Source organism: uncultured Planktosalinus sp., from assembly GCF_963973675.1.
GTDB lineage: Bacteria > Bacteroidota > Bacteroidia > Flavobacteriales > Flavobacteriaceae > Planktosalinus.
This window is the reverse complement of record NZ_CAXBAN010000443.1, coordinates 1-1,851: the sequence shown is the minus strand read 5'-3', so window position 1 is coordinate 1,851 and position 1,851 is coordinate 1. Positions and strand designations below refer to the sequence as shown.

2 protein-coding genes are annotated in these 1,851 nt (G+C 36.1%); both read right to left on the bottom strand.

The genetic code is table 11. The features are described from left to right. On the bottom strand, positions 1–895 hold an 895-nt coding region (locus tag AACY61_RS13150), incomplete at its 3' end, for a hypothetical protein (protein ID WP_339612037.1). After that, the gene (locus AACY61_RS13145) at positions 892–1,623 is read right to left on the bottom strand and encodes a type III pantothenate kinase (protein WP_339612036.1); all 732 of its coding nucleotides are present in this window, start codon (positions 1,621–1,623) and stop codon (positions 892–894) included. The genes AACY61_RS13145 and AACY61_RS13150, both read right to left, overlap by 4 nt. Positions 1,624–1,851 lie beyond the last annotated feature (228 nt).

Here is a 1,851-nt window from a genome sequence, read left to right as displayed (position 1 = left end):
TTCTGTTTGAGTTACCGCTTGATTGTTGAGCCGTATATTCAGCACCAACAAACCATTTTCTAGGCTGTCCGATTCCAAAACCAACTGTAAATTGGGACGGAAGAGTCAACTTGGTATCTTCTACATCTACTTCACGCACATCAACATCTATCTGAAAATTTAAATCCGGTACAAAAACACTGGCAAATTCTCTAAAGTTTTCTGAATTCAATTTTGTTTCCGGTGTAAATGTTGCTGACGAATACATTTCCAGTTTATCAGTCAGCATTCTTTTATAGGTTGCCCCAACGTTCATGCTAAACCCTGAAAGATTTGACCTGTTTGTTTCACGGGTTCCAAATTCAACATCCTGATTAAAAAGGAGTGTGTTGTTGGTTATATTCCCGAAATTATAATTTGCATCAAGCCCTACACTCAGGTTTTTATTGATTGCATAAGCCAGTGAGAGAAAAACTTTATTCATACCTCCTTCACCGATATTTTGGACAATGGCATCTTCAGACTGCCCTTCAAGGTTGTACCCCACTGATGTCAAGGGCAACACTCCAAAGCTTGCTCCAAATTTCTCACCCAGAGGAATTCCAATAGCCAAATAATTTACTGAAGTAGAAGAGGCCTTTCCGCTTTCTATGGCAGATTCCTGATTGATATATTTATGAGTACCCCCAACCGAAAAGGTCACGAGTTTAAGGTGTGCCAAACCTGAGGGATTTTGAAGATTAAGATGAATACTGTCTGAAAACATACTTATTCCACCCATGCTTCTATTTTCAACCGTACCCCTAAAATTTAATGACCCAACCCCAAAATAAGAATAGGGAGAGGAAGTAGCCTCTTGAGCCGTGGTGATAGAAGTAATGCATAGCAAAACGATTACTAAAAGTCTTTGTATCATGCAGTTTGGTTATATTCTAATAAAAAGTTTAACCCTTCAAGGAGAAAATTTGAATGCGCAAATATGCTATTTTTTAATCTATCTCGCAAAAAATGCGCATTACCACCTGTTAAAATAACTGTTAAATCTTTATTTTCTTCTTTATAACGGGAAATAACGCCGTCAATTTCAAAGGTGACTCCAAAAATAATTCCTGAATGGATAGATGTTTGTGTGGAATCACCAATAATACTCTCAGGTGCATTTACATCAAGAAGGGGGAGTTTTTCAGTAAATGAATTTAGCGCCTTGTAGCGCATATTTATTCCTGGAGAAATGGCTCCTCCTTTATAATGACCTTCAGCATTTAAAAAATCATAGGTCACACAAGTGCCCATATCAATTACCAAACAGTTTTTGCCGGGATATTGATCAAAAGCTGCCGAAACCAAAACAAGACGATCAACTCCAAGTGACTTTGGTGTTGTGTAATCATTTATAAATGGAATTTTACTTTCAGTAGTGAAATAAATTGTTTGAAAGTGTTTGCTGATTTTTGAAATGCTCTTGTCTGAAAAACTTCCAACCACACTTAAAATTGCTCGAGAGATTTCAGCGTATTCATCCTTAACAAACTCAATTGTCTTATCAAAATCAGACTTTACGACAATTTTTTTATACACTATATTTTTTCCGTTGAAAACGGCCAATTTTACCAAGGTATTACCAACATCAACTACTAAGTTCATTTTGAAAGTACTAAGGGAGCAAAAATACAATTTGGTTTTGAAATCAGGCTTTGAAATGTTAGAAATAAAAAGTTTTTTTATTTTTATGTTTTGTGCAAACCAAAATAACTTTATATTTGCAGCCGCTTAAACAACAAAAAGTTGTTTTTGCAGGCAACATTTAAATAATTGCCGGTACCTTAGCTCAGTTGGTAGAGCAACGGACTGAAAATCCGTGTGTCCCTGGTT